The sequence below is a fragment of the Bacillus sp. JK106 genome (genome assembly GCF_053663355.1).
The window spans coordinates 553,039-572,736 of record NZ_JBSJQC010000003.1 but is presented as its reverse complement, the minus strand read 5'-3'; the positions used below and the strand labels follow the sequence as shown (position 1 = coordinate 572,736).

Annotated in this window: 25 protein-coding genes and 5 pseudogenes; 22 read left to right on the top strand and 8 right to left on the bottom strand. The window is 43.4% G+C overall.

Annotated elements, in window-relative coordinates; all coding sequences use genetic code 11:
- Positions 1–143: 143 nt before the first annotated feature.
- Positions 144–680, top strand: coding sequence for an ATP-binding protein (locus ACWJJS_RS13320; protein WP_176283433.1), 537 nt, complete (start codon positions 144–146; stop codon positions 678–680).
- A gap of 440 nt (positions 681–1,120) precedes the next feature.
- Here the strand turns inward: ACWJJS_RS13320 and ACWJJS_RS13315 are convergent.
- The 3 genes and pseudogenes from ACWJJS_RS13315 to ACWJJS_RS13305 form a co-directional block, all read right to left on the bottom strand.
- Positions 1,121–1,599 (bottom strand): annotated as a pseudogene (locus tag ACWJJS_RS13315) (GyrI-like domain-containing protein); the annotation flags it as partial.
- Between the two features lie 17 nt (positions 1,600–1,616).
- A complete protein-coding gene (locus tag ACWJJS_RS13310) occupies positions 1,617–2,144 on the bottom strand; it encodes a PadR family transcriptional regulator (protein WP_065180886.1) in 528 nt (175 codons plus the stop codon).
- Positions 2,141–2,983, bottom strand: coding sequence for a sialate O-acetylesterase (locus ACWJJS_RS13305; protein ID WP_102421620.1), 843 nt, complete (start codon positions 2,981–2,983; stop codon positions 2,141–2,143). Before ACWJJS_RS13305 ends, ACWJJS_RS13310 begins: the two co-directional genes overlap by 4 nt.
- A gap of 110 nt (positions 2,984–3,093) precedes the next feature.
- Here ACWJJS_RS13305 and ACWJJS_RS13300 point away from each other — a divergent pair, with 110 nt between their 5' ends.
- Both ACWJJS_RS13300 and ACWJJS_RS13295 read left to right on the top strand, forming a co-directional pair.
- Positions 3,094–3,480, top strand: coding sequence for a recombinase RecT (locus tag ACWJJS_RS13300; protein ID WP_454023685.1), 387 nt, complete (start codon positions 3,094–3,096; stop codon positions 3,478–3,480).
- Positions 3,481–3,625: 145 nt separating this feature from the next.
- Positions 3,626–3,895 (top strand): annotated as a pseudogene (locus ACWJJS_RS13295) (phage major capsid protein); the annotation flags it as partial.
- Between the two features lie 186 nt (positions 3,896–4,081).
- Here the strand turns inward: ACWJJS_RS13295 and ACWJJS_RS13290 are convergent.
- On the bottom strand, positions 4,082–4,525 hold the full coding sequence (locus ACWJJS_RS13290; protein ID WP_013352974.1) for a MerR family transcriptional regulator: 444 nt from the start codon (positions 4,523–4,525) through the stop codon (positions 4,082–4,084).
- 170 nt (positions 4,526–4,695) lie between these two features.
- Between ACWJJS_RS13290 and ACWJJS_RS13285 the strand changes: the two genes are divergently transcribed.
- The 6 genes and pseudogenes from ACWJJS_RS13285 to ACWJJS_RS13260 form a co-directional block, all read left to right on the top strand.
- Positions 4,696–5,547 carry an aldo/keto reductase gene (locus tag ACWJJS_RS13285; RefSeq protein WP_070082139.1) on the top strand — a complete coding sequence of 284 codons (852 nt, stop codon included), beginning with the start codon at positions 4,696–4,698 and terminating at the stop codon, positions 5,545–5,547.
- Between the two features lie 3 nt (positions 5,548–5,550).
- Complete coding sequence (locus tag ACWJJS_RS13280) at positions 5,551–5,658, top strand: winged helix-turn-helix transcriptional regulator (protein ID WP_369719086.1); 108 nt, start codon at positions 5,551–5,553, stop codon at positions 5,656–5,658.
- 396 nt (positions 5,659–6,054) lie between these two features.
- Positions 6,055–6,172, top strand: a pseudogene (locus tag ACWJJS_RS13275) (hypothetical protein); the annotation flags it as partial.
- A 55-nt stretch (positions 6,173–6,227) separates the two neighbouring features.
- Positions 6,228–6,496: pseudogene (locus ACWJJS_RS13270) on the top strand (DUF2577 family protein).
- 93 nt (positions 6,497–6,589) lie between these two features.
- Positions 6,590–7,288: an aspartate/glutamate racemase family protein gene (locus ACWJJS_RS13265; protein ID WP_176283430.1), complete on the top strand. Its 699-nt coding sequence runs from the start codon at positions 6,590–6,592 to the stop codon at positions 7,286–7,288.
- A 100-nt stretch (positions 7,289–7,388) separates the two neighbouring features.
- Positions 7,389–7,586: pseudogene (locus ACWJJS_RS13260) on the top strand (DUF2634 domain-containing protein); the annotation flags it as partial.
- Positions 7,587–7,635: 49 nt separating this feature from the next.
- On the opposite strand, the gene sigK reads toward ACWJJS_RS13260, so the two are convergent.
- Entirely contained in the window at positions 7,636–8,361 is a 726-nt protein-coding gene (sigK, locus tag ACWJJS_RS13255; RefSeq protein WP_020956104.1) for an RNA polymerase sporulation sigma factor SigK, read from the bottom strand.
- A gap of 454 nt (positions 8,362–8,815) precedes the next feature.
- Here sigK and ACWJJS_RS13250 point away from each other — a divergent pair, with 454 nt between their 5' ends.
- Positions 8,816–10,072: an MFS transporter gene (locus ACWJJS_RS13250; RefSeq protein ID WP_454023635.1), complete on the top strand. Its 1,257-nt coding sequence runs from the start codon at positions 8,816–8,818 to the stop codon at positions 10,070–10,072.
- A complete protein-coding gene (locus ACWJJS_RS13245; protein ID WP_063636714.1) occupies positions 10,038–10,508 on the top strand; it encodes a GNAT family N-acetyltransferase in 471 nt (156 codons plus the stop codon). Before ACWJJS_RS13250 ends, ACWJJS_RS13245 begins: the two co-directional genes overlap by 35 nt.
- 15 nt (positions 10,509–10,523) lie before the next feature.
- Here ACWJJS_RS13245 and ACWJJS_RS13240 read toward each other — a convergent pair whose 3' ends face one another.
- Complete coding sequence (locus ACWJJS_RS13240) at positions 10,524–11,150, bottom strand: TVP38/TMEM64 family protein (RefSeq protein WP_013352950.1); 627 nt, start codon at positions 11,148–11,150, stop codon at positions 10,524–10,526.
- Positions 11,151–11,383: 233 nt separating this feature from the next.
- Between ACWJJS_RS13240 and ACWJJS_RS13235 the strand changes: the two genes are divergently transcribed.
- From ACWJJS_RS13235 to ACWJJS_RS13225, 3 genes are all read left to right on the top strand, one after another.
- Positions 11,384–12,118: a polysaccharide deacetylase family protein gene (locus tag ACWJJS_RS13235; protein ID WP_013352949.1), complete on the top strand. Its 735-nt coding sequence runs from the start codon at positions 11,384–11,386 to the stop codon at positions 12,116–12,118.
- 69 nt (positions 12,119–12,187) lie between these two features.
- Positions 12,188–12,919 (top strand): SGNH/GDSL hydrolase family protein, encoded by a 732-nt coding sequence (locus ACWJJS_RS13230; protein ID WP_025649828.1) that lies wholly within the window; start codon positions 12,188–12,190, stop codon positions 12,917–12,919.
- A 74-nt stretch (positions 12,920–12,993) separates the two neighbouring features.
- A complete protein-coding gene (locus tag ACWJJS_RS13225; protein WP_258570278.1) occupies positions 12,994–13,128 on the top strand; it encodes a hypothetical protein in 135 nt (44 codons plus the stop codon).
- Positions 13,129–13,260: 132 nt separating this feature from the next.
- On the opposite strand, the gene sda is transcribed toward ACWJJS_RS13225, so the two are convergent.
- A complete protein-coding gene (sda, locus tag ACWJJS_RS13220; RefSeq protein ID WP_003152850.1) occupies positions 13,261–13,401 on the bottom strand; it encodes a sporulation histidine kinase inhibitor Sda in 141 nt (46 codons plus the stop codon).
- A gap of 357 nt (positions 13,402–13,758) precedes the next feature.
- Between sda and ACWJJS_RS13215 the strand changes: the two genes are divergently transcribed.
- Genes ACWJJS_RS13215 through ACWJJS_RS13180 form a run of 8 tightly spaced genes read left to right on the top strand, consistent with a single transcriptional unit; the run spans position 13,759 to position 18,764 of the window.
- Entirely contained in the window at positions 13,759–14,277 is a 519-nt protein-coding gene (locus ACWJJS_RS13215; protein ID WP_007408254.1) for a YqeG family HAD IIIA-type phosphatase, read from the top strand.
- 2 nt (positions 14,278–14,279) lie between these two features.
- Complete coding sequence (gene yqeH, locus ACWJJS_RS13210; RefSeq protein ID WP_014305454.1) at positions 14,280–15,380, top strand: ribosome biogenesis GTPase YqeH; 1,101 nt, start codon at positions 14,280–14,282, stop codon at positions 15,378–15,380.
- Between the two features lie 19 nt (positions 15,381–15,399).
- On the top strand, positions 15,400–16,242 hold the full coding sequence (gene aroE, locus ACWJJS_RS13205; RefSeq protein ID WP_165409541.1) for a shikimate dehydrogenase: 843 nt from the start codon (positions 15,400–15,402) through the stop codon (positions 16,240–16,242).
- A complete protein-coding gene (yhbY, locus tag ACWJJS_RS13200; RefSeq protein ID WP_003152858.1) occupies positions 16,236–16,526 on the top strand; it encodes a ribosome assembly RNA-binding protein YhbY in 291 nt (96 codons plus the stop codon). The genes aroE and yhbY overlap by 7 nt, the downstream gene beginning before the upstream one ends.
- A 10-nt stretch (positions 16,527–16,536) precedes the next feature.
- Positions 16,537–17,106 (top strand): nicotinate-nucleotide adenylyltransferase, encoded by a 570-nt coding sequence (locus ACWJJS_RS13195; RefSeq protein WP_003152860.1) that lies wholly within the window; start codon positions 16,537–16,539, stop codon positions 17,104–17,106.
- Positions 17,096–17,677: a bis(5'-nucleosyl)-tetraphosphatase (symmetrical) YqeK gene (gene yqeK / locus ACWJJS_RS13190; protein ID WP_017418181.1), complete on the top strand. Its 582-nt coding sequence runs from the start codon at positions 17,096–17,098 to the stop codon at positions 17,675–17,677. Before ACWJJS_RS13195 ends, yqeK begins: the two co-directional genes overlap by 11 nt.
- Positions 17,674–18,030: a ribosome silencing factor gene (rsfS, locus tag ACWJJS_RS13185; RefSeq protein ID WP_003152864.1), complete on the top strand. Its 357-nt coding sequence runs from the start codon at positions 17,674–17,676 to the stop codon at positions 18,028–18,030. Before yqeK ends, rsfS begins: the two co-directional genes overlap by 4 nt.
- Positions 18,027–18,764 (top strand): class I SAM-dependent DNA methyltransferase, encoded by a 738-nt coding sequence (locus ACWJJS_RS13180; protein WP_014305450.1) that lies wholly within the window; start codon positions 18,027–18,029, stop codon positions 18,762–18,764. The genes rsfS and ACWJJS_RS13180 overlap by 4 nt, the downstream gene beginning before the upstream one ends.
- A 68-nt stretch (positions 18,765–18,832) precedes the next feature.
- Here ACWJJS_RS13180 and comER read toward each other — a convergent pair whose 3' ends face one another.
- Entirely contained in the window at positions 18,833–19,654 is an 822-nt protein-coding gene (comER, locus tag ACWJJS_RS13175) for a late competence protein ComER (protein ID WP_014305449.1), read from the bottom strand.
- Positions 19,655–19,698 lie beyond the last annotated feature (44 nt).

Here is a 19,698-nt window from a genome sequence, read left to right as displayed (position 1 = left end):
GACCATGAAGTTCGTAAGCAGTATGGTTTTAACATGCATCTGGATTCTCCTGGCAAAGTAAAGGTTTTTGGGGATTTATGTCAAAATAATAGTAAATACCTTATGCAACAGGGAGTTTGGTTGCTTCATAAGGAGGGGGAAGTATGAAAAATAAGATTCACATATTGGGAGCCTCTGGTGTCGGAACGTCAACATTGGGTGTTGCATTATCAAAGCATTTGCCGCATACGCATCTTGATACTGATGATTACTATTGGACAGATAAATTCACTAAAAAAAGAGAAATCCCTGAAAGAAGAAAGTTGCTTGAAAAAGACTTGACAATAAATGAGAAATGGATTCTTTCTGGCGCAGTGTGCCGCTGGGGCGATGATCTAAAAAGTTATTTTGACCTTGTCATCTTCTTATGGATTCCGCAGGATATACGGCTTGAGAGATTAAGGCATAGGGAATTTCAGCGTTATGGAAACGAAGTGTTAGCCGGCGGCAGTAAATATGAACAATCAAAAACATTTTTAGAGTGGGCTTCTTTATATGATCATGCCGGAATGGAAGTTAGAAGCAAAGCTTTACACGAACATTGGATGGCAGATTTATCTTGTCCATTGTTAAAAATTGAAGGAGATTACTCAGTCAATGAAAAAGTTGATCGTGTCTTGGATTATCTGAATTCTAATTAAACTAACGGATGGAGATAACTGCAAAATCCAAAATTCAAAGACAGTTCCGGCCATTTTAACGGAGCTGTTTTTTTATACCGCCTTCAGTTTGTCTGTTGTGAAGTGATTTATTTCCGGAAAGAAGCAGCGGAATTAATAGAGAACTCACTTCGGGAAACCGTGAAGGCAGGAATCAAAACGGGAGACTTGGCGGTCAATCATCAACGTCAGACTTTGGGGAAGAATTGCAGAAATGATCGGACGTTAAGGCGGAAAATAAGAAGTGAGAAGCAGATCATCAAAACGCAATACACCTCAATTTATATTTTCAGTAAGATCGGCTCTGCTCATTAAAAAACTCAATTCGAAGATTAGTGGCATCAATATTGCCGCAGATCGGGTTAGTGACATAAAGAGGAAGGGATGAGACCCCTTCCTTAAAACCTTCAATTCCTCTAATTTCATTGTAAGATATATTCCTTTTTTGAAATGGGTATCCAAATTTCACTTTTAAAAGATGGCGATGTTACATCTTTATGCTCGTTCCACAGGATTTCTGGGCCTTCAATTTGTTCATAATCCGGACGATGGAAACCATTCGGAATAAATCCGTCCCCATACTTCCTGCAGTGCATCCGGAAATGATCCGGCTGCTTCGAATACAGCCCACGTTGAGGCAGGGACTTCAAGCTGTGATAGGTGATTTGGGCAATGTTTCGTTGTGGCTGCGCCAATATAGTGATCAAGCTCTCCGTTTTCCTCTGTCCGGCCTTCAGAAAAGTTCGTGGATGCACTGATGAGTCCTGCAGGCGCTGCATTAGAAAGCTCTTTTAGTTGATTGATTGCTGCTTCATCTAAACTTTCCCACATCGCTGCAATGTCAGGATTCACGCCTTTGAACAAAATAGGGACTCTTTTTTTTAATGCCGACGATGCGAAATTTTATTATGCAATAGTTCACTCTATTTCTGCTTTCAATTTTTCGAACCACTCTAAATTAACCAAGTGATGTGAACGGGAATTTTCATTCATACGGCGAAAGTAATTGATTGTGCCGGGAATTTCTTGAGTGATGGACAGGTATTCATCAAGGAGCTCGATTCGAGTTTTAGTCTGATCGATTTGTGATTGGATCAGATCCAGTAATTTATTTTTGTCGAATTCATCGGCAAAGAGTAACGCCCCATAAAATTGCAGGTTCACATATTCCGATTTGGTGCCGTATTTGATCATTAATTTTTCGAATTCTGCCCTTCCCGAATCTGTGACTTTAAAGTTACGGATTTCACGCCCGCTGGTTGAGGGTTTCTGCTGAATCTGTTCAATCAAACACTTTTCTTCAAGTTGCTGCAGATTGTAATAAAATGAACCTTTCGTGAAGTTAACAATGTATTTGTAATGACGTTTTTCCATTAAAGCCAGAAGTTCATAGCCGTGAGCTCCGGGGTTTTGGATGAGCAAGCCAAGGATAAGTAAGGGAATCATGGTTTCATCAACTTCGCCATCCGCGCCTCAAATTCCGCGTACGTGATTTTACCCGAAGCCAAATCCATACTATGAAGGTAAATCTGTTCTGTTTTAGAATAGTCACCATTCACTTTCAGTGATTGCTCCTCTCCCGAAATGGGTTTAAGGATATGGTGCTTTTTCGAAAAAGCCTCGAAATAGCGGTAACCGAATTTGCGTTGTGAAGCTGCGTCTAAATGAATGCCATCAGGATTCGCAGTCAAACCTGCCGCAGTAACAAAATAACAATTCTGTTGTTCATTAGCAAAACGCAGCAATTGTTCATTAACCTGTCGAAATTCAGTCGCGTGCTGTCCAAAACCGGTCTTCCCAAGAAAGTCACCAAGCCCTCCAATAATCAACGGTACCTCATCAAGTTTCAACTCGTTTCTTAGCGTCTCGATGATAAGAGTTAATTTCTCGTAATAAGTTTCATGCAGCGAACGATAACTGTCACTCTCACCTTGGTGCCAAAGGATTCCACAAATTTGACTGGACTGGAGGGCGAAGCGGGCTTCGGACAAAGCATGCTGAAAAAGGATGCCTTCCGGATGCCAGTCATTCAATGAACTGCCGCCTTCCGCACACGGGATCAAGCCAATTTCTTCATTGGGATGAGCTTTCGACCATGCATCTGCAAAAGATGCCGCCAGGCCAACGCCGGAAACCGGACGGTCGTAATTAATCGGCTCTGTCATCATCTGCCACTGTCCATTGCGCAGCATTTTAATTTTTTCATTATAGATAGGGTCTACTTCATTCAAAAATCCACGGCCCGCCATATTCGACTGCCCCAACATTAAAAAAGACTTTATCATCTGATTTTTCACTTCTTTACATCAATATTTTAGTCTAATTAGACTATAGTCAATTCAGCTTGTCTTGTAAAGTTTTAATAAGGTTTTATTATGATGTATGAAAAGCGTTCCTGTGGCAGACACTCGACCTGCCTATAGATAAAAACTTAGGGTATGCCTGGATAGTTCCTTATGGAGGAAAGGCCCAATTCCAGCTAGGATACAAAGGGTACATACAGCTTGCTTTGCGAACAGGCCAATATAAGTCCATCAATTGCATACCCATTCATGAAGGCGAATTGGAGAAGCGGAATCCGCTGACTGAGGAGATCGAGATTGAGTTTGAAAAGCGTGAATTCAGACGTAGTGATTGGTTATGGAGCTTATTTTTGATAAATGGTTTCCGAAAAACAGTGTACTGGACAAAGGTACAAGTGGAGAAACACAAAAAGAAACTCAGTAAATCTGATGTTGGATGGAAAAATGACTGGGATGCGATGGCTCTTAAGACTGTATGAAAAGCAGTTTTGAACAAGTGGGGGATTCTTTCAAAAAAGCAGTTATTAATGAAGCAGACAGTTCAGAAATTATCGATTCCGAGCCTTCAAACAAAGAAAATACAGAAAACCAAGCGTGCGAGAAGCCGATCCTTTTGATGGCAAGCCTGTTCAAGCTTCAACTTTTATTCGAATGGTTCAAGATACGCCAACGATTTTAAGAGATGTGCGAGTTATCCGAATGGATCATGACACACAGAAAATCGAGAAGAGCTGTTTTGGTCAGCGTATTTTAAGAGCAGCTCAAGAGGGAGTTGCGCTGACTAAAGATCGAAAGTCAGTTCCATCAACTAGCACAGTTAACTTAAGCACAAAAGAAGTAATTGCTGAAGTTAACATTACCTATGACACACTTGAAAACAACATCGAACAAGAAGTCGCATACAGATGCGACCTCTATCAATTTATATTAATAGAAAGTAACCTTAAGGACTTGCAGCCTTATAGCCGTATATAAACAAATTTAATCGCTCATAACATGTCATCAAACTTAGCCTATTCAATATGGATTCCAATTTAGGAGTTTAAGATCCATTGATGTGCTCATAAATATCTTTCACATCTACCGGACAGTGGGCGAGTAAAATACGTCACTATGCATATGCTGTATTTTTTCCCAGTTGGCGGGATTGGTTGTATCAAAAGAGCGGTGCTCCAGAATGGCTTGATATAGGGCGGTTTTTTGTTCCAAATGGGCAATGTGCTGTTTGGCTTCTTCGAGCTGAGCGAGCGCATCTTCTTTATGCTCCATCATGAGTGTGTACCGTTGTGGGATGGTCGAATCTCCTTCGAGACAGAGATTCACGTACGTTTTAATGTCTTCAATCGGCATTCCGGATTGCCTGAGGCATTTGACGCCAAACAGCCAGTTGATTGATTCTTCATCGAACAAACGGATATTGTTTTTATTGCGCTGTACGCTCGGCACCAGGCCTTTATCCGTGTAAAAGCGCACCGCATGCTCAGTGAGTCCGGTTATCATCGCTGCTTCTTTGACTGTATGCATGTATAATCCTCCTTTAAAAATTTTTAAAAAAAGTGCTTGCCTTCGTGTTGCACGAAGGTAATAAGCTTATTATAACGCAAACCAGCCGCAGCGGAATTCATTCTGCAGTGCCCGATTTTCGGGATGCGTGCCGTTTGTCGTTCTACATTTGAACAATAGGAGGAATTACAATGCAAACCGTAACATTAAACAACGGAGTGAAAATGCCAATTATCGGCTTCGGTGTATACCAAGTCCCCGATGCTCAAGAATGTGAAAACGCAGTATATGAAGCACTGATGGCCGGTTATCGCCTGATTGACACTGCTTCCGGTTACCTAAATGAGGAGGCAGTCGGACGTGCAATCAAGCGGAGCGGCGTACCGCGTGAGGAGCTGTTCATTACGACCAAGCTCTGGATTCAGGATGCCGGCTATGAAAGTGCCAAGGCGGCATTTTCCAAATCTTTAAATAAGCTGCAGCTGGATTATCTTGATTTATACCTTATTCACCAGCCATACGGCGATTACTACGGCGCTTGGCGCGCGATGGAGGATCTGTACCGCGAAGGAAAAATCAGGGCAATCGGAGTCAGCAACTTCCATCCCGACCGTCTAATGGATCTGATCATGCATAATGAAATCGTGCCAGCCGTCAATCAAGTCGAAACGCATCCATTCTGCCAGCAAAAAGAAAGTGCTGCTTTTATGAAAGAGCAGGGAGTTCAACACGAGTCATGGGCACCGTTCGCTGAAGGACGCAATAACATGTTCAGCAACGGCGTGTTGACTTCCATTGCGGAAAAACACAATAAATCCGTCGCCCAGGTCGTGCTGCGTTGGCTTGTTCAGCGTGAAGTCGTTACGATTCCAAAATCGGTGCGCAAAGAACGGATTGTCGAAAACTTTGACATTTTTGATTTTGAGTTGAGCTTAGAGGATATCGAAAAGATTTCCACCCTTGATAAAGGAGAAAGTCTTTTCGGGTCGCACCGAGATCCGGAAATTGTAAAATCGATAGGCGCCATGAAATTCGATCTGTAAGCTTTGTCTAATAAAACAGTTAGGTTTAATAAACTTAAAAGGTTAATTCCATGGATTACACAGAGGATATTGATACTACAACTTAGGGAATTAGAACCTTATCGGGTATGAAAATTATTAGAAAATACCAAGTTTGTTCATAAGGAAGGGTTAATGCTAAAAAGACTGCGTGCAGCTTACATTATTAACGAAAGAACAATGTGATGAGATGGTTAAACCAGAAAATCCGAAACCTAATATTTGAATCTTTTAAGATAAAAACTAGTTACTAATCAGTAACTAGTTTTTCTTTTTTCCACCGTTGAAAATCACCTAAGTAGGACAAACAGTTATTACGTAGTATAACCAAAGGGGTGATGCATTTAAAGAAGGTGATAATCTTCGAGAGCCGCAAACTGGAAAATGCATAACGATTTCTATCATTATTTAATAAAACTGTATAAGAAGAAGATTCAGGATGATAGCCATTAGCTGTAAGGTTATCAACCGAGGAACAAGGGATCGAGCATCGGCAGCCAGATCGAGGTCTGCAAATAGAAAGCAGGGACTGAAGTATGCCTGTGAAGGACTTTCTGAGAGCTTTTTAGAGCGTCCGGCGTTGAATCGTTTGAGAGAGGACGCAAGTTAAGGACTTATAAGTCAAGTCATTTGATACCAAAATGCAGTAACGAATGAGAAAAATGATTTTCATAACTGTCACATCTCTTTTTCTATATTCTGACTTTATTGATTCTGAGTCACCGGTGGATATTATGCCGGCTGAAGTGATTTCCGTTTCATCTATTGAAATAAGGCTTAATGAAAATGACAAATTAATAATACTGCTGATTTGATTATTATTCCTAAACGGTTGCGCTCTGGAGAAGATGAAGAACTGAAAATGGGTGAGAATTTGATGGTTGTCTCCTTAAAAGGCGGGCAATCATTTTTTATTCTCGATAAAATTTAATAATAGTAATCCTGAAAAAATAAATAATTGTAAAGACCTAATCTATGCTTTAAAATAACTATAATATTTTGAAAATTTTATCCGAGGTGGGTTATGAAAACTATTGGTCTTATTGGCGGAATGAGTTGGGAATCTTCAGCTGAGTATTATCGAATTATCAATGAAGAAATAAAAAAGAAGTTAGGAGGGCTTCACTCGGCAAAATGCCTTTTATACAGTGTTGATTTTAAGGAAATTGAACATTATCAATCCATAGGAGCTTGGGATAAAGCAGGTGAAGCTTTAGGTCAAGTTGCAAGATCATTAGAAAAAGCAGGTGCAGATTTTATTGTAATATGTACAAATACTATGCATAAAGTTCTTGGATATATCCAAGAAATGATCACTATACCTATTTTGCATATTGCCGATGCAACTGCAGAACAAATTATTAGACAAGACATTCGCTCAGTAGGATTGCTAGGTACTAAATATACGATGGAACAAGATTTTTATAAATCACGTATTGCGTCTCATGATATTAATGTCATTGTTCCTGATGATGATGAAAGGGAATTAATAAATAATATTATTTATCAAGAACTGTGTCTGGGTGAAATTAAACAGTCTTCCAAAAACATTTATAAGAAGATCATAAATAATTTGGTGGATAGAGGAGCAGAAGGAATCATTCTTGGATGCACTGAAATTGGACTATTAGTAAAGGCAGACGATTCAAAAGTGCCATTATTTGATACGACTTTAATCCATGCTCAAAAAGCAGTAAATAAATCCCTTTCGATTTCTTCTTAGAATGATTATTTCTTATATTTTAAAATCGCTCTTTAGGAGCGGTTTTTATTATGGTTCATTCAATCAATAAATGGAGGAACGTTATAGGAGTGATCTTATCATGACCCTTTCCTCAGAAATTGAATTTGATGATATTGAAGATGACAGCGAAGTCATAGGGACCTCTCAAACCTACAAAATATATTTTGAAAATGGCCGTATCACAAATGAATTCATCACAGGCCTTGACGCGATTAAACAGTTTGTATATTTGTCCCTTCACACTGAGCGCTACGCATATTCTGTTTATAGTCATGATTGAAAAAGATAAAATAGAAAAAGCCGGAATGTCAGATCCGGCTTTTTGCTCACTTTCCCTTCTTCTTCCGCTTCTCCTTTTCCGCCCGGTAAAACTCATGAAACATCTTCATCAATGCGCGTTTTTCAATCCGCGACACATAACTCCTTGAAATGCCGAGCTCCTTTGCGATCTCGCGCTGCGTTTTTTCTTTTTTTAAATCAAGCCCGAAGCGGCCGACGATGACTTCTTTTTCGCGGTCGTCTAAAATATCAATATATTTTTTGACCTTTTCAAGTTCCATGTTGAGCTGAATGGTGTCGATCACATCTTCGCTTTCCGACTTGAGAACATCAATCAGGCTTATTTCATTCCCTTCTTTATCCTGGCCGATCGGGTCATGAAGGGAGACGTCTTTTTTCGTTTTTTTCAATGCGCGCAGATGCATTAAAATCTCATTTTCAATACATCGTGCGGCATATGTGGCAAGCTTCGTGCCTTTTCCGGCTGAGTAGCTTTCAATTCCTTTGATCAGTCCGATTGTACCGATGGAGATCAGATCTTCTGCGTCCTCTCCCGTGTTTTCGAATTTTTTCACAATATGGGCGACTAAACGGAGATTATGTTCGATCAGCATGTTGCGGGCGTGTTCATCGCCTTCAGCCATAAGGTCTAAGTATTTTTTCTCCTCACTATTTGAGAGCGGTTGTGGAAAGGCATTATTTTTCACGTATGATACTAAAAACACGAGTTCTTTCACAATAAACCCGAGCGCTGCAAAAACACCTGTCACCATCCTCACCTCCACAAAGTTATGTAGGCAAAAGCCTATATGTAACTGTATGTGGCAGTCAGGCTGTTTGTGTCTGTACAGGGAAATTAATCAAAGGCAGGTTTTATTTCTTACAGCCTCTTGATTTTTGCTGATTGAGCCTGTATATTGTTAAAAAAAGTAAGGGTGAAAAGAATATAACGAAAAGCGCTGAAGAGACGAGTAGACAGATATCATTCATGACAGAGAGCTCCGGGAGCTGTGAAGGAGTATGAATGGATGTGTTGAAACAAACCTCTTAGCTTCGCATCGGAATCATGAAAAACGAGGATGATGCGGCGGATACTCCTGTTACCGAGTAAGCTTTGTACCCGGCAAGGCCGGCACCAAACCGAATTGAGGTGGCATAGCGGGCTGTTTCCCGTCCTCAAGACTTTATTGTCTTGAGGGCGTTTTTTATTTCTAAGGGAGGGATAAGATGAAAAACCTGAAGTCTTGGCGGTACCCGATGCTTCTGTTAACCGGAATCGGGATAGCAAATATTGGTGAATGGATTTATTTTTTGTCTCTTAATCTTATTGTCTTAAAAGAAACGGGGTCTGCTTTTGCGGTTTCCATCCTTTATTTAATCAGACCTGCGGCTGTTTTGATGACAAATGGGTGGGCGGGCAGCATCATCGACCGGTGTAACAAACGGAATATGATGATGTCGCTTGATTTCATCCGGGCTGCATTCATTGCCGTTCTGCCGTTGATGTTTACTGTATGGTCTTTATTTTCCATTTATTGTATCGTGTTTTTGATTCAAATGGCCAATGCGATGTTTCGACCGTGTTCCATAGCGTATGTGACGATGCTTATCCCGGCTGAAAGGAGAAAACGATTCAATTCACTAAGGGCTTTGTCGGAATCAGGGGCTTTTCTCCTCGGGCCGGCTGCGGCCGGGCTGCTTTTTATCGCCGGCACGCCGATTTTTGCGATTTGGGTGAATGCGGCGGCTTTAGTGCTGTCCGGTTTCATCACGATGATGCTGCCGAACCTTGAAAATGAGCCCCACGTACATTCTCCCAGACAGAAGCTTTCTTTGGCAGTGTGCAAAGAAGATTGGAAGCTCGTCTATCGCTTCAGCCGAACGGCGCGAAACGTCATGATCATTTATTTTTTATTCAGTCTGGTCATGACCGTTATGCCATCCGCGCTTGATTCGCTTGAAGCCGCTTTTTCAAAAGAAGTTCTTCAGCTGACTGATGCCGATTACGGTTTTCTCGTCAGTGTCTCAGGGGCAGGCATTATTGCGGGGGCGCTTGTCAATGTATTCTTTAATAAAAAAATGCCGGCTTCTTTATTGATGGGAATGGGCTCTTTATTCACAGCGTTTGGATATATAATTTATGCGTTTTCTGACGTTTTTTGGACGGCTGCTTTCGGATTTTTCCTTCTCGCTTTTTTTCTGGCGTTTGCCAATACGGGATTTCAGACGTTTTATCAAAAAAATGTTCCGGTGGACATTATGGGGAGAGTGGGGAGCTTTTATTCATTAGTCGAAGCCGTCTTCATTATATTGATAACGGCGGTTTTCGGAGCGGCGGCTGTCAGTTCTTCCGTCCGCGGCATCGTCCTCGCAGGGGCTGCTGTTATGCTGGCGTTGGCAGCCGTTTTATGCTCGTTCTTATTTGCAGCCTCAAAAAGGAGGACTCCCGATGTATTTCAAGCGGATCAATGTAAACAAACATAAAGAGACGGCCGTTTCATTTCGTGAGGATTCGTTTTTCGTCAGCTTTGGCACGGCGGATCATTTTAATAAGGATGAATATCTCAGATGGCTGTCATCCCAAATCAAATGCTTTCCCGACGGTTTTATGCTGCTTCTTCATAACGGGCAGCCGATCGGACAGCTTGAAGCTTCCATCAAATTTTACCGCAGCCAAAAAATCGGTTATGTGCACCTTTACTATATGACTGAGCAGCAGAGGGGAAGAGGGAGCGGAACAAAACTGCATCAATACGCGAATCAGTTTTTCAGAGCGAACGGTGTTTCGGAATATCACCTGAGAGTTTCGCCGGGCAATGAAGCGGCTTTGTCATTTTACAGAAAGAAAAACATGGAAGTGATCGGTTCAGAATGTAACGGAAAAGTTCTCAGAATGAGAGGAGCCGTACCGCCGGAATAGGGGGCGGTACGCGTTTCATTTTCTCGTTGTTTTTAAAAGACCGGGAAACTTCTTATAAATGACCGCCATTAAGACGAGCATATACATTCCGTAAATCCCGAAAGACAGCAGTTTGTTGCTTGTAAATGAAGCGCCTGCGACGGTCACGATCACAATGTTCGGAATTTTGCCGAGCACCGACGCAGAAAAAAAGATCGGCCATCGTATGTTACTCAGCCCGCAGACGGTATTCATGGCAAGCGACGGTATAATCGGAATCAGCCGCCCGAAAAGCACCGCCGTAAACGCGTGCTGATGAAATGAATCTTCATATTGAGCCGCGGCCGGGTAAGCCGCCAGCTTTTTTCTGGCCCAGTCTCTGAATCCGTACCGGACGAGAAAAAACAATGCCATTGTTCCGAGCATCGCGCCTGACAATGTAATCCACACTCCGTTTACAATCCCGAAAACCGCTCCGTTTAAGGCTGCGATAATGGCGAATGGAACGATCGGAAAAAATACGTCAGCTGCGACCAGAAGGATACTCATAAGCACGGCGTACATGCCGCCCGCGCGAATCATGCTGAGCCAGACGTCTTTTTGCATAAAGCCGATCATCACGACAGCAATGATGACGGCAAGACTGAATCCCTTTTTTATCATCTGTACGTTCACCTCTTTTCAATTAGTATACAGCACAAATCTATCTCCTTCTATTAAAATAAGCTGTCCGATAAGCGTACTTGTTTATCAGCATTTGCCGTTTGATGAGAAACGGCTGCACCCGGATTTGGACAAAAACAAGCGGGAAGCGGGGATGTACATCATTTGATGCAGAGAATGATTTTTTATAAAAGGGGACACGTTAACAGTAGTGTTTACTGGAGGTGTAAACGTTGAGATGCTTTCATCTGATCATCATGATATGCGTCCTCACGAGTCTCACTGCCGTGTCCGCCGATGCGAAATCTTTAAAAAGAAGTGACATGGAGAAGACGGGAAACGTGTACTGGGATATAAGGTCTGAAAAAAAGAAGCTATCTTTAACCTTCGATGACGGCCCCCATCCTGTCTATACGGAGGCTGTGTTAGACGTGCTGAAACAGCACAATGTTAAAGCAACCTTTTTTTGTATCGGGAGCCGTATAGACAAATACCCCATAACGGCAAAACGCATCGTTGAAGAAGGACATGAAATCGGCAACCATACGATGAACCATGTTTATTTTCACCGTTTAAAACGCAAAGACATTTTACAAGAGCTTCACAGCTCCGCGCATCATATCAGATCGCTGCAGCCGGAAGGGGACAAGTTATTCCGCCCGCCGGGAGGGTCGTTGAATCAGACGGCTTTCAAAAGCATCTTAAAAGAGGGCTATCATATCATCATGTGGTCATGGAACCAAGATCCGAGGGACTGGAAAAGGCCCGGAAAAGGAAAAATCGTCAGGCACGTTGTTTCACATGCCAGAGATGGAGATATCGTTCTTCTGCATGACGGCGGAGGAAACCGGCGCCAGACGGTGGAGGCTTTGAAAGAAATCATTCCCCAGCTGAAAAAGCAGGGCTACACGTTTGTTAAGGTTTCGGATTTGATCGGACAGGATTCCGGTCCTTTTCATATCCAGTAAAGAGAGCGCCGCGTTGAAAGCCGCCAAAGAGATGTGTACCATAGGAGGTAAGGTTTGGAGGGAGAGAAAATGAAGTTTGCTGTTCTTTTTATTACGATAACCTGTCTGTTATCAGGATGCGCTGCGGGCAAAGAGAAAAGTGTTGTCGCGTTCGGCGACAGCAATACGCGCGGTTCCAACTGGGATTATCGTGATTATCCGAAGGCGCAGCAGTGGGTAAATATTTTAAAAACAGCGGAACGCGGCCGTCTTACGGTTATAAATGCGGGAATAGGCGGCCAGACGACTGAGGATGCGCGCCTGCGCTTTCAAAGCGATGTGCTGGAGCGTAAGCCCCAATATTTATTTATCATGTTCGGAACAAATGATGCGGGCATTTTGACGGGAGATCAGCCGCGAGTATCAAAGAAACGGTTTAAAGAAAACCTGACTTATTTCATAAACGAAAGCAGAAATCACGGCATAAAGCCGATTTTAATGACGTGCATCCCGGTTATAGAAGGAAACGGAACGCATCATCTCTATTACTATTCGAGATATAAAGCCTCAGCCTTTAAAGAAAAAGGCGGCGCGAGAAAATGGCATAATTCCTATAACGGCGTTACGAGGCAGGTTGCAGCTGAGTTGAAAGTGCCGCTGGTGGATAACTGGAAACACTTTATACGCGCGGACGGCGGCAAAGATACAGACCGGGCGCTGATCCAATCCGGACTGATAGATCCCTCCGGAAATCATATGACGCCAAAAGGCGCCAGAATCTTAATTGAAGGCATAAAAAATGGGCGGGTTTTGGAACGCTGACGCCGTCAGCTGCCTAAACCGTTTTGCTTCTGCTTCATAGGCTGTAGAAAAAACATCTTTTGGAGGCGATTGCTATGAACCGCGGTTTCCCTCCGCAATATCCTGTATGCCCGCCTCCTCGGGTGAATGCGGGGTACTGGTACGCATTTTTTGTTGTGCTGCTCGTCGTCATTCTCATCCTGGGCGGTCTGTATTGGTTCAATATATAGCAGCCGTCCTCTTAAACACCTCTATTTTAGGGGTGTTTTTTGTTGAAAGTGGTAGTAATGCGCATAACCGAAGTGATATAATATCAGTCATCTGAGTAAAAAAAGGAAATTCGCCCGGGAATTTTTTTCTGTTTAAGAAGAAACGGAAATAATGTGTCCGAGCGATCTTCTTTTGATTTCGTTTTCAATTAACTCGATAAATTCACGGCTCAAATTCATTTCATTGGCTTTGAAATAAGATTCTATTAGTAATTCATCAGAAAGCTTTCTCATGCCGGGGACCCAATTAATGGGAGTGGCACCTCCTTACAATTGTAATCAATCATCAGACGCAAGCATATGATGGAAGGTTGCGTTTCAATCATGGTGAGGTTATCTTTAATCTACCATGAAATACAAATAAGAACAATCGTTCTGTTATCCACACTCGTAAGTGGATAACTTGTTAGTATCTTGTTTATAATCTGGATAAATCCGGATGTAATAAGAGTGGATAATGTGTGTAATTTTATCCACAACTGGTGAAGAAACCCAATTTTTGTCGAAATTTTTTTACTGAGTCCGACTTTGTTTTTAAATCTGACAGGTTTCGACATATAGATGATAGAAAGAAAAGGAAGGGTGCGGGTTTTGTTAAAAAAGTTTTTTTTACCTGACGAATTTGTGAAAAATATATTTCATATCACACCGGAAAAGCTCAAGGAACGCAATGTGAAAGGGATTATTACAGACCTTGACAACACGCTTGTGGAGTGGGACAGACCGAGTGCGACACCTCGATTAATCGAGTGGTTTGAAGAAATGAAGGAGCACGGCATTAAAGTCACGATCGTCTCCAATAATAATGAACGAAGAGTGAAATTATTCTCGGAGCCGCTTGGCATACCGTTTATTTATAAGGCAAGAAAACCGATGGGGCGCGCCTTTAAAAGAGCTGTCAGCAGCATGGATCTGAAAAAAGAAGACTGTGTGGTCATCGGCGATCAGCTGCTTACTGATGTTCTCGGCGGAAACAGAAACGGGTATCATACGATCCTCGTCGTGCCTGTCGCTTCCTCTGACGGAGTCATGACGCGCTTTAACCGCCGGATTGAACGGAGAATATTGAGTTCTTTGAAACGTAAAGGCCATATTCAGTGGGAGGATTAGGAATGGAAAAGGTTGTTTGCATCGGCTGCGGAGTAACGATCCAGACCGAGGATAAACAAGGTCTCGGATACGCGCCAAAGGCATCACTCACAAAGGAGAATGTCATCTGCCAGCGCTGCTTCAGACTGAAAAATTACAATGAAATTCAAGATGTTTCATTAACGGATGATGACTTTTTAAATATTTTGCACACAATCGGCGATACTGACTCTCTTATTGTCAAAGTCGTTGATATTTTTGATTTTAACGGAAGCTGGATAAACGGGCTGAACCGCTTTGTCGGCGGTAATCCGATCATTCTTGTCGGTAATAAGGCCGATATCCTGCCGAAATCCGTAAAGCGGGAACGGCTCGTCCAATGGATGAAACGCGAAGCGAAAGAATACGGCTTAAAACCTCTTGATGTCTTTTTAATCAGCGCTTCCCGCGGACAAGGGATGAAGGAAGTCATTGACGCCATTGAACATTACCGCGAAGGGCGCGATGTGTATGTGGTGGGCTGTACCAATGTCGGTAAATCCACATTTATCAACCGGATTATTAAAGAGGTCTCAGGGGAAGAGAATATTATTACCACCTCTCAATTTCCGGGCACGACGCTTGATGCGATTGAAATCCCGCTTGATGACGGATCTGCGCTTTATGATACGCCGGGAATCATTAACCATCACCAGATGGCGCATTACGTGGACAAGCGTGACTTAAAGGTGCTGACACCGAAAAAAGAACTGAAGCCGCGCACTTTTCAGCTGAATGAAAAACAAACGCTTTATTTCGGCGGGCTTGCCCGGTTTGACTATGTATCAGGCGATAAAACGGCGTTTGTATGCTATATGCCGAATGAATTGATGATTCACAGAACAAAGCTTGAAAATGCTGATGCCTTATACGAAAAGCATGCGGGAGAACTGCTTACCCCGCCCGGAAAAGATCATTTGGATGAATTTCCGGAGCTCACGGCCCACACGTTTACGATTAAAGAAGGAAAGACGGATATCGTTTTTTCCGGACTCGGCTGGGTCACGGTGCAGCAAGCAGATAAAAAAATAACGGCATACGCTCCGAAAGGCGTACACGTATTTGTCCGCCGTTCATTAATATAGAGAGAAGGGGAGAGGGAGCATGAAACAATTGTACGGAGTAATCGGAAATCCGATCGGGCATTCAATGTCACCCGATATTCATAACGCGGCTTTGCAAGATAAGAACATCAACGGGCAGTATTTTGCGTTTCAGGTGGAACCTCATTATCTCAAGGACGCCGTTAACGGAATCAAGGCGCTTGGCATCTGCGGAGTGAACGTCACAGTCCCGCATAAAGTCGCGATCCTGGAGCATCTGGATGAAATACATGAAAGCGCGAAAGTACTCGGGGCCGTAAATACCGTCAAAAGAGAGGGAGACAGGCTCATCGGGTATAATACTGACGGAGATGGGTTTTATAAATCCTTAGTCAAAGTATTGGACAAACCGATATCAGAGCTCTCCATCCTCATGATTGGGGCGGGAGGAGCGGCAAGAGCTATTTTTACGACGATCGTCCGCAGAGAGCCGAAACAATTTGACGTTTGCAACCGCACGCCGGAAAAAGCAGAAAGTCTTATTTCTGCCGCTCCCTCTTTTCAGCAGAAACGCGCCCTTACTTTAAAAGAAGCTGAAAATCAGCTTGAACAATATGACGTCATTATTCATACAACATCTGTCGGCATGTATCCGAAAACGGATGCCGTGCCGCTCTCATTGGAACGGGCCAAAACGGGCGCCATCGTTTGTGATATCGTATACAACCCGATTCAAACGGCGTTCTTAAAAGAAGCTGAAAAAAGAGGTTTAACAACCCTTGACGGTGTCGGCATGTTTGTGGAACAGGCTGCACTGTCTTTCAAGCTGTGGACGGAACAAGAGCCTGACAGCAGCTTAATGAGAGCAATTGTTGAAGGAAAACTAGGAGGAACACAATGTTAACAGGAAAACAAAAACGGTTTTTGCGTTCAAAAGCGCATCATTTAACGCCTATTTTTCAAGTGGGAAAAGGCGGAGTCAACGAAAACATGGTGAAACAGATTGCCGAGGCTTTAGAAGCAAGAGAGCTGATTAAAGTCAGCGTGCTTCAAAACTGCGAAGACGATAAAAACGATGTCGCAGAAGCGCTTGTGAAAGGCAGCCGCTCACAATTGGTGCAGACGATCGGAAATACGATCGTATTGTATAAGGAATCAAAGGAAAATAAACAAATCGAGCTTCCGTAAGGTGGTTGACATGAAGAAAATCGGAATATTCGGGGGCACATTTGACCCTCCGCACAACGGACATCTTCTGATGGCTAATGAAGTCCTTCATCAGGCGGAGCTCGATGAGATTTGGTTTATGCCCAATAAAATCCCGCCGCATAAGCAGAATGAAGACTTTACAGACAGCCGGCACCGGGTGGAGATGCTGAAGCTTGCCATCAGCTCTAATTCCTTCTTTAAGCTTGAGCTTGCGGAAATGGACCGGAAAGGCCCTTCTTATACCTATGATACCGTCCGTTTACTGAAGGAGCGGCACCCGAACGACAAGCTTTTCTTTATTATCGGGGCGGATATGATTGAATATCTGCCGAAATGGTACAAACTGGACGAACTGCTCACGCTCATTCAATTTATCGGAGTGCGGCGCCCGGGGTATCATATTGAGACCCCGTACCCGCTGCTTTTTGCCGACGTTCCGGAATTTGACGTTTCGTCAACGATGCTGAGAGAACGTCTCAAAGCAAAAAAGCCGACGCAATACTTAATGCCGGATAAAGTGAGGCAGTATATAGAGGAGAATGATTTATATGAATCGTGAGGAAGCACTTGCCTGCGTCAAAGAACAGCTGACCGAGCATCGCTACATCCACACAATCGGCGTGACAGATACGGCGGTTATTCTCGCAGGCCGGTTCGGAGCAGATCCGAAAAAAGCGGAAATGGCGGCTATTTTTCATGATTATGCGAAATTCCGGCCGAAAGAAGAAATGAAGCAGATCATCGTGCGGGAAAAAATGCCGGCTGAGCTCTTGGATTACAATGCCGAGCTGTGGCATGCCCCTGTGGGAGCGTATTTGGCTGAGAAAGAAGCGGGGATCACTGATCCCGAGATCTTGGATGCAATCCGCTATCACACGTCAGGGCGTCCCGGAATGACCCTTTTAGACAAAGTCATCTACGTTGCGGATTACATTGAACCCGGCCGCCACTTTCCCGGAGTGGAAGAGGTGCGCCGTCTGGCGGAAACAGATCTGAACGAAGCGCTCATACAAGCGATGAAAAATACAATGATATTTCTGATGAACAAAAACCAGCCGGTCTTTCCGGAGACGTTTGCAACCTATAACTGGCTGGTGTCTCAAAAACGACAGGAGGAATATGGAAAATGAATCAAGCTTCCGTATTAAAAATCGCGGCAAAAGCATGCGACGATAAACGTGCAGAAGATATTTTAGCGCTGGACATGGAAGGAATCTCACTTGTAGCGGATTACTTTTTAATCTGCCACGGGAATTCTGATAAACAGGTTCAGGCAATTGCGCGCGAAATTAAAGATCAGGCAGAAGAAAACGGCATTGATGTCAAAAAGATGGAAGGGTTTGATGAGGCCCGCTGGGTTTTAGTTGATCTCGGCGACGTCATTGTCCACGTTTTCCATAAAGATGAAAGAAGCTACTATAATCTTGAAAAGCTATGGGGCGACGCGCCGCTCGCAGAGCTTGAACTCGGCTTGAACTCATGATTTACCAAGGCTTCGCCGGTGTATATGACGAGTTAATGTCCCATGCGCCGTATGATGAATGGGCGGGCTGGATCGAAGCGTCTCTTCCGGAAAAGGGAAGGGTGCTTGATCTTGCCTGCGGAACCGGAGAAATATCCATCAGGCTTGCTGAAAAAGGCTGCGAAGTCACGGGGATTGATTTGAGTGAAGATATGCTGAGCTGTGCCCAGCAGAAAAAAACAGGAAAGCCGATTCTTTTTCTCCAGCAGGATATGAGAGAGCTTTCCGGTTTTGAAGAACAGTTTGATGCCGTAGTCATCTGCTGTGATTCCCTAAATTACTTAAAAACGAAAAATGATGTCTTAAGCACCTTCAAAAGTGTTTTTCAAGTTTTGAAGGAGGGCGGCCTGCTTCTGTTTGACGTCCATTCCCCGTATAAAATGACGGAGCTTTTTCCGGACAGCACCCATGCGGATCAGGATGAGCAGATCAGCTATATCTGGCAAAGCTTTGCCGGCGATGAAGAGCTTTCTGTCATCCATGATATGTCCTTTTTCGTATGGAACGGACAATCTTATGACCGCTATGACGAGACGCATGAGCAAAAAACATTTTACATTGAAGAATATAAACAAATGCTTGCAGAGACCGGATTTGAATTGAAGAAAGTGACGGCTGATTTTACAGACCGGCCTCCTTCAACAGAGTCTGAACGTCTTTTCTTTACGGCAGGCAAACCAAAAACCATCGTTTAAACGGAACGATGGTTTTTAAAATGCATTTTTTGCGATTGGCGCGATAAAGCTCTTTATGGCATACTCAGTTACACGTGAAATTGCTTCTTCACTAACGATATATCTTCATCGTATTTGTCATGTGTACGCTGAAAGACACGATTGAACATATCCTGAACACCGCTTTCGAGAGCCTTCAGTCCTTCTCCGGTGACGCCGCCTTTTACGCATACTTTTTCCTGCAAGGCGGGAAGCGTGTAATGCCCCGTTTCAAGAAGCTTTCCGAGACCGACAAGCATTTCTGTCGACATAATCACGGCTTCTTCTTTGGTGATGTCCGTTTCTTCCACTGCCGCGTCAATAAAGCGCTGAACGAGATAACTCATAAAAGCGGGTCCGCAGCTGACAATGTCTGACGCCGCTCTTGTAATGCCGCTGCTGATTTCCACAGGTTTTGAAATATGAGTGAACAGCGTTTGAATATCCGCTTTTGCAGACTCGCTGCAGCTTTTGCCGAACGTAACAAGCGAGACGCCGGCCAAGGCGCGGTTCGTAATGCTCGGAATGACGCGGGCCGTCTGACACGGAACCGTATGTTCAATCTGATCCGTCTGAACGGGGCTGGTAATGGAGATTAAAATGTGATCTTTCCGTAAATGCGGTGTGAGTTTTTTCAGCAAAGGATATATATCCAGCGGTTTTACACAAATGAATATTATTTCATTATCCTGTACGAGCTTTTCCTGATCCTCGGTGACATGGATGCCGCTGAAACGTTCTTTTAGTTTTAATGCTTTTTCGATTGTTCTGTTTGTGATGGTGATATGTGAGGGATCGGCAGCGTTTGATTCGATAAACGATTCAATCAGGATCGTTCCCATGTTTCCGGTGCCGATAAAGCCTATTTTCAATGAATTCCCCTCCTTTTTCCCTTAATCCTCTAAACCTTATGCGG

Bases quoted from the DNA above. Each gene is read 5' to 3' on its own strand.
- ACWJJS_RS13320 (WP_176283433.1), top strand. From the start codon at position 144: ATGAAAAATAAGATTCACATATTGGGAGCCTCTGGTGTCGGAACGTCA.
- ACWJJS_RS13310 (WP_065180886.1), bottom strand. From the start codon at position 2,144: ATGATTCCCTTACTTATCCTTGGCTTGCTCATCCAAAACCCCGGAGCT.
- ACWJJS_RS13305 (WP_102421620.1), bottom strand. From the start codon at position 2,983: ATGATAAAGTCTTTTTTAATGTTGGGGCAGTCGAATATGGCGGGCCGT.
- ACWJJS_RS13290 (WP_013352974.1), bottom strand. From the start codon at position 4,525: ATGCATACAGTCAAAGAAGCAGCGATGATAACCGGACTCACTGAGCAT.
- ACWJJS_RS13285 (WP_070082139.1), top strand. From the start codon at position 4,696: ATGCAAACCGTAACATTAAACAACGGAGTGAAAATGCCAATTATCGGC.
- ACWJJS_RS13265 (WP_176283430.1), top strand. From the start codon at position 6,590: ATGAAAACTATTGGTCTTATTGGCGGAATGAGTTGGGAATCTTCAGCT.
- sigK (WP_020956104.1), bottom strand. From the start codon at position 8,361: ATGGTGACAGGTGTTTTTGCAGCGCTCGGGTTTATTGTGAAAGAACTC.
- ACWJJS_RS13250 (WP_454023635.1), top strand. From the start codon at position 8,816: ATGAAAAACCTGAAGTCTTGGCGGTACCCGATGCTTCTGTTAACCGGA.
- ACWJJS_RS13245 (WP_063636714.1), top strand. From the start codon at position 10,038: ATGTATTTCAAGCGGATCAATGTAAACAAACATAAAGAGACGGCCGTT.
- ACWJJS_RS13240 (WP_013352950.1), bottom strand. From the start codon at position 11,150: ATGATAAAAAAGGGATTCAGTCTTGCCGTCATCATTGCTGTCGTGATG.
- ACWJJS_RS13230 (WP_025649828.1), top strand. From the start codon at position 12,188: ATGAAGTTTGCTGTTCTTTTTATTACGATAACCTGTCTGTTATCAGGA.
- ACWJJS_RS13225 (WP_258570278.1), top strand. From the start codon at position 12,994: ATGAACCGCGGTTTCCCTCCGCAATATCCTGTATGCCCGCCTCCTCGG.
- sda (WP_003152850.1), bottom strand. From the start codon at position 13,401: ATGAGAAAGCTTTCTGATGAATTACTAATAGAATCTTATTTCAAAGCC.
- yqeH (WP_014305454.1), top strand. From the start codon at position 14,280: ATGGAAAAGGTTGTTTGCATCGGCTGCGGAGTAACGATCCAGACCGAG.
- aroE (WP_165409541.1), top strand. From the start codon at position 15,400: ATGAAACAATTGTACGGAGTAATCGGAAATCCGATCGGGCATTCAATG.
- yhbY (WP_003152858.1), top strand. From the start codon at position 16,236: ATGTTAACAGGAAAACAAAAACGGTTTTTGCGTTCAAAAGCGCATCAT.
- ACWJJS_RS13195 (WP_003152860.1), top strand. From the start codon at position 16,537: ATGAAGAAAATCGGAATATTCGGGGGCACATTTGACCCTCCGCACAAC.
- yqeK (WP_017418181.1), top strand. From the start codon at position 17,096: ATGAATCGTGAGGAAGCACTTGCCTGCGTCAAAGAACAGCTGACCGAG.
- rsfS (WP_003152864.1), top strand. From the start codon at position 17,674: ATGAATCAAGCTTCCGTATTAAAAATCGCGGCAAAAGCATGCGACGAT.
- ACWJJS_RS13180 (WP_014305450.1), top strand. From the start codon at position 18,027: ATGATTTACCAAGGCTTCGCCGGTGTATATGACGAGTTAATGTCCCAT.